This window comes from Aneurinibacillus danicus, assembly GCF_007991215.1.
Lineage (GTDB): Bacteria > Bacillota > Bacilli > Aneurinibacillales > Aneurinibacillaceae > Aneurinibacillus > Aneurinibacillus danicus.
In genome coordinates, this window is record NZ_BJXX01000060.1 from 1 (window position 1) to 5192 (window position 5192).

The 5192-nt window shown below is 46.8% G+C and carries 5 protein-coding genes; 3 read left to right on the plus strand and 2 right to left on the minus strand.

From position 1 onward, the window contains the following. Positions 1 to 73 precede the first annotated feature (73 nt). The gene (gene kapD / locus ADA01nite_RS07395) at positions 74 to 721 is read right to left on the minus strand and encodes a 3'-5' exonuclease KapD (RefSeq protein ID WP_146809307.1); all 648 of its coding nucleotides are present in this window, start codon (positions 719 to 721) and stop codon (positions 74 to 76) included. A gap of 230 nt (positions 722 to 951) precedes the next feature. Between kapD and ADA01nite_RS07400 the strand changes: the two genes are divergently transcribed. Then, positions 952 to 1305, plus strand: a complete 354-nt coding sequence (locus tag ADA01nite_RS07400) for a thermonuclease family protein (RefSeq protein ID WP_170230183.1) — start codon at positions 952 to 954, stop codon at positions 1303 to 1305. 36 nt (positions 1306 to 1341) lie between these two features. Here ADA01nite_RS07400 and ADA01nite_RS07405 read toward each other — a convergent pair whose 3' ends face one another. Further along, positions 1342 to 2958, minus strand: coding sequence for an ABC-F family ATP-binding cassette domain-containing protein (locus ADA01nite_RS07405; protein ID WP_146809309.1), 1617 nt, complete (start codon positions 2956 to 2958; stop codon positions 1342 to 1344). A gap of 495 nt (positions 2959 to 3453) precedes the next feature. Here ADA01nite_RS07405 and ADA01nite_RS07410 point away from each other — a divergent pair, with 495 nt between their 5' ends. Continuing rightward, the gene (locus tag ADA01nite_RS07410; RefSeq protein ID WP_146809310.1) at positions 3454 to 4143 is read left to right on the plus strand and encodes an RpnC/YadD family protein; all 690 of its coding nucleotides are present in this window, start codon (positions 3454 to 3456) and stop codon (positions 4141 to 4143) included. Between the two features lie 66 nt (positions 4144 to 4209). Further along, on the plus strand, positions 4210 to 5025 hold the full coding sequence (locus ADA01nite_RS07415; RefSeq protein WP_146809311.1) for a helical backbone metal receptor: 816 nt from the start codon (positions 4210 to 4212) through the stop codon (positions 5023 to 5025). Positions 5026 to 5192 lie beyond the last annotated feature (167 nt).

Consider the following 5192-nt stretch of genomic DNA (forward strand, 5'->3'; position numbering starts at 1 on the left):
ATGACGGGGTTGCGGCTGAGATGCCATGGTGGTTTTCTGTGAAAATCATGAGGGAAGAAGGAAAGAGGAAAGCCTATGAAAGCTGCTGTTTCAGCTTTTCTAAAAGCGCCATTTGTCCACCCATTAAATCGGCAATCGAAGTCTGCATGGCCGGTGCCTGTGGTGTATACACCCACTGGTCTTTCTGCATCATCTGCATCACTTTGTACGTTGCCAGAGCGTCGTCAAGTGCACGGTGAGATTGGACCCCTTCCGCTAATCCATACTTGTCTAAGGCATACCATAACCCGGGCGTGTCTTTGTGTCCATAATAGAATTGATATGCTTTAGACAGATCCAGCCAATCCTCCAGCATAACGGAAAACGGAAACTTTATGCGGTGTTCGCGGCAGTTGCGGCGCAGTCCTTTAATGTCCAGATCGCCCCATGTCACCAGCGTCGTCTTCTCCGGTATGTAGCGAGCCAGCAGTTCATCGATCATCGCCTTAAACTCTATGCCGCCGAGCACGTCTTCCTGTTTGATGCCGGTCAGACTTATGCACTTCTCGCCTAACTGCGGGAAGAACACCGGAGCCACCAGAGAGGAAAACGTATCTACGATTTCCTTATTTTCTACGATAACCATGCCTGCTTCAATAACCTCATGAAAAAATCTTTTTGGCGCTTCCTTTCTGTCAAATGTCGTAAATTCAAAATCAATAAAAATGTATCGCTCTTTCATCCGGGCCCCTCGTTTCTCTTTTCTTCTTTCCAACCATTGTATTTTCAAACGGAAAATCAGTCAATTATCAAAGGCCTTCGGCATATGGTTAAAAGGGACTTCAAGAAGGAAGGAGGCCTCTGGTGTTTCGCCTGCATGATTTCGTCTTCCTGTTTTGGTTTCTTTGTTTTTTCTGTATTTCGTACATTCAGCTTGAGAGAGTTTCAGTATTACACGGGAAGGAGGCGGGTGTGCCGGACGGGACGGTAACCGCTTATGCGTACAAAGTAACGAAAGACAATCTCATTGTCGCTACGATTCAGGGGGAAACATATCGCATTCGTCTGCAAGGAATTGAGGTCTTCACAGAGCCGGACGCGAAACGCTTTCTGAAAGAAAAGGTATCCGGCCAGCAAATCGAGCTTGATTATGACGAACAGCCCTTTGAGGGAGAAGGGAAGATTACAGCTTATGTATGGCTCGGAAACGAAATGGTAAACCGCACACTGCTTTCCGAAGGGTATGCGCGTGCCGCACCCTCGCCGCAGCAGACCCGGTACATAAAGGATTTTGAGCACTGGCAGAAAAAGGCTGACCAAAAATAGAACGCCCGGACGGTGTGTCCGGGCGCTTCACTTTGATTACGCGTAGGCTTTCTCACGCATTTGTTTGACATCTTCGCTTGCCAGATATTCATCGTATTCCATTTGTTTATCGATGAGTCCGTTCGGCGTAATTTCGATGATGCGGTTGGCGACGGTTTGCACGAATTGGTGGTCATGCGACGTAAAAATCAACGTACCGCTAAAATCGATGAGTCCGTTATTGAGCGCCGTAATCGACTCAAGATCCAGATGGTTTGTCGGTTCGTCGAACAGGAGCACATTGGCGCCGGACAGCATCATCCGCGACAGCATGCAGCGTACTTTTTCGCCCCCGGAGAGGACGCTCGCTTTTTTCAGTGCTTCTTCGCCGGAGAACAGCATCCGTCCGAGGAAGCCGCGCACAAACGTTTCATCCTGATCGTGCGAATACTGGCGCAGCCAGTCAACCAGATTCAGGTCGCAGCCCTCGAAGTACGCGGCGTTGTCTTTCGGGAAGTACGACTGTGACGTGGTGACGCCCCAACTGTATTCCCCTGCATCCGCTTCGATTTCTCCCATAAGAATTTGCATCAGCGTCGTTTTTGCCAGCTCGTTTGTTCCAACCAGCGCAATCTTGTCACCTTTGTTGACGGTGAAGTTGATGTTGTTCAGCACCTGCTCCCCGTCAATGGTTTTGCTTAGACCCTTCACCGTCAGGATATCTTTTCCTGCCTCGCGCTCCGGCTTAAAGTTGATGTACGGATAGCGGCGCGAAGAAGGACGGATGTCTTCCAGCGTAATTTTATCTAACTGCTTCTTGCGGGACGTCGCCTGTTTGGCTTTGGACGCATTGGAGCTGAAGCGGCGGATGAACGCTTCGAGTTCTTTGATTTTCTCTTCTTTCTTTTTGTTGGCGTCTTTTGCCAGTTGCAGTGCCAGCTGGCTCGATTCGTACCAGAAGTCGTAGTTGCCCACGTACAGCTGTACTTTACCAAAGTCGATATCGACGATATGCGTGCACACTTTGTTTAAGAAGTGGCGGTCATGGGAGACGACGATAACGGTATTTTCATAGTTATACAGGAAGTTTTCCAGCCATGTGATTGACTCTAAGTCCAGGTGGTTCGTCGGCTCGTCAAGCAGAAGGATATCCGGGTTGCCGAACAGCGCCTGCGCCAGCAGCACGCGTACCTTCTGGCTGCCGTCCAGCTCGCTCATTTTTTTATCATGCAGCTCGGTCGGAATGCCGAGACCGATGAGCAGCTCGCCGGCTTCCGCTTCCGCCTGCCAGCCGTTCAGCTCGGCGAATTCACCCTCAAGTTCGGACGCTTTGATGCCGTCTGCTTCGGAGAAGTCCGGCTTGGCATAGAGCGCATCTTTTTCTTCCATAATCTCATAGAGGCGGCGATGGCCCATAATGACGGTCTTCAGCACTTCAAATTCATCAAACTCAAAGTGGTTCTGCTTGAGCACCGCGAGGCGTTCGCCCGGCGTAATGTTGACCTGGCCGTTCGTGGGCTCGATTTCGCCAGAGAGAATTTTAAGAAACGTCGATTTTCCCGCGCCGTTCGCGCCGATGAGGCCGTAGCAGTTGCCCGGGGTGAATTTTATGTTTACGTCGCTGAAAAGCACGCGGCTGCCAAAGCGAAGCGTAAGGTCCGTTGTACTAATCATACCGGTTATCTACCATCCTTTGTTTACGATTTGTATCACTAATCATGCATTATAGCACACTTTTCACATGGATAGACTCTTCATATTGCCGTTTTTCTTTTGGTGTGGATGTTTTTCGCTTATGCGGTTGACTGCGAGAAAAACGAAAACAGTTTTGGTTTAAACGTTTGAGTCAGGGAATGTGATATAATGAAAAGAAAAAAGAACGGAACGAAAGACGCTTGGAAAGGGGAACGTCTAGTGGGGGAGGGGACAAATGACCGAAGGGTAGTGTCTCTAGATTATGATGCACTGTGGAAAGAAGTCATTGAAGAATTTTTTCAGGAGTTTTTGCATTTCTTTGCGCCTGACGTATATGCAGCGGTGGATTTCAGAAAAGGATACGAGTTTCTGGAGCAAGAACTGCGAACGCTATTTCCCGACTCAAAATCAGAAAAGAAGTACACAGATAAGCTGGCAAAACTGTATTTGAAGAGCGGGGAAGAGAAGTGGATATTGACACATATTGAAGTACAAGGAAGCCGAGATCTTGATTTTTCTGAGCGGATGTTCCGCTACTTTTACCGGGTGTATGATAAATACGACAGGAAAATATTTGCCCTGGCGCTTTTTTCGGATGAAAGCCCGTCTTATAAACCGGCTGCGTATAAATATGAATTTTTTGATACGACATTAACTTATACGTACCGAACTTACAAGATAGTGGAGCAAAATGAAGAGGAACTAGCTCGCTCGAAAAATCCATTCAGCATGGCTGTTCTTGCCGGTTTGTATGTAGTGAAAAGCAAAAAAGATATTGATGCACGTTATCAGTTTAAAATAAATCTGATTCGCCTGCTGCTAGAAAAAGAGTGGCAGCGGGAGAAAATTGAAAGGCTATTTGTATTTATCGATGGCTTGTTAAAACTTCCTATAGAAAAAAGTTTTGAGGTTGAACTTAATAAAATGGTGCGAAAGGAAGGTGGAAGTATGGGACTGACATGGGATCGCAGTAACCTGGCCGACATGTATTACTCTAAAGGAAAAATGGAGGGAAAAGCAGAAGGAAAAATTGAGTTAGTAAAGAAATGGCTAGAGGAAGAAAAGAATGCGGATATTCAACTTATTGCAAAAGTTTCTGGCTTATCTGTAGAAGAGATTAGAAAAATAAAAGAAGAAGTACAAACAAAGAGAAGACCCCATTAATCTTTTTGCTTTCAAGTAAGTGAAACCGATTTTTATGATGAAAATATGAAAGGAGGTAATGGAAGTATGTCGACAAAAACCGTAACCGATCACACCGGCCGTACCGTAACATTTTCATTCCCGCCCCGTCGTATCATCTCCTTATGCCCTTCATTGACCGATACACTGTTTGCACTCGGTCTTGGGGGAGACATCGTGGGTCGGACCCAGTTTTGCATTCATCCGGCCAATCAGGTTAAGGATGTACGGCGTGTAGGCGGAACCAAGCAGATTAAGCCGGACGTCATCGATGAACTGAATCCCGGACTTATCATTGCCGAAAAAGAAGAAAACCCGAAAGAGATGGTTGACGCTTTGGCAGAGAAGTATCCCGTTTATGTAACTGATGTAGAGAATTACGAAGATGCGCTGTGCATGATTCGCGATCTCGGAGAAATTACCGGGACCGAAGCGGCTGCACAGAATATGGCGCATGAGATTGAGGAGGCCTTCTCTTTCTTAAAACCAGTACAGGGTGTGCGCGTTGCGTACCTTATCTGGCAGAAGCCGTATATGGCTGCCGGAAATTGTACCTATATCCACTCGCTACTGGAGAAGTGTGGGCTGGTCAATGTGTTCCAGGACACCCCGGGACGCTATCCGGAAATAACGGAAGATGATTTGCGTGCGGCGAAGCCGGATTTTATTTTTCTTTCTTCCGAGCCGTTTCCGTTTAAAGAGACGCATCAGGAAGCGTTTCGGGCGATGTTTCCTGACAGCGCGCCGGTGCTGGTGGATGGAGAAATGTTTTCCTGGTATGGTGTTCATATGAAAGAGGCGGCGTTCTATTTTAATGAGTTGTTGGCTGAACTTGCAACGCAGCTTAAAAAGAAGAATAAGTAGCTATCTCTTAATCATTTGTTGGCCCAGCACCAAACTCTGTGCTTGAATGCTCTATACATATACGGTGTTGATTTGGTTTATTGATTATTTAGAATATTTTTCCTCTTTTTTACTATTACTCATGCTATATTGAACCTCTCATGGCTAAAGCTACGAGATTCTTGGTT

Coding starts and splice junctions, on each gene's coding strand:
- kapD (WP_146809307.1), bottom strand. CDS start 721: ATGAAAGAGCGATACATTTTTATTGATTTTGAATTTACGACATTTGAC.
- ADA01nite_RS07405 (WP_146809309.1), bottom strand. CDS start 2,958: ATGATTAGTACAACGGACCTTACGCTTCGCTTTGGCAGCCGCGTGCTT.
- ADA01nite_RS07415 (WP_146809311.1), top strand. CDS start 4,210: ATGTCGACAAAAACCGTAACCGATCACACCGGCCGTACCGTAACATTT.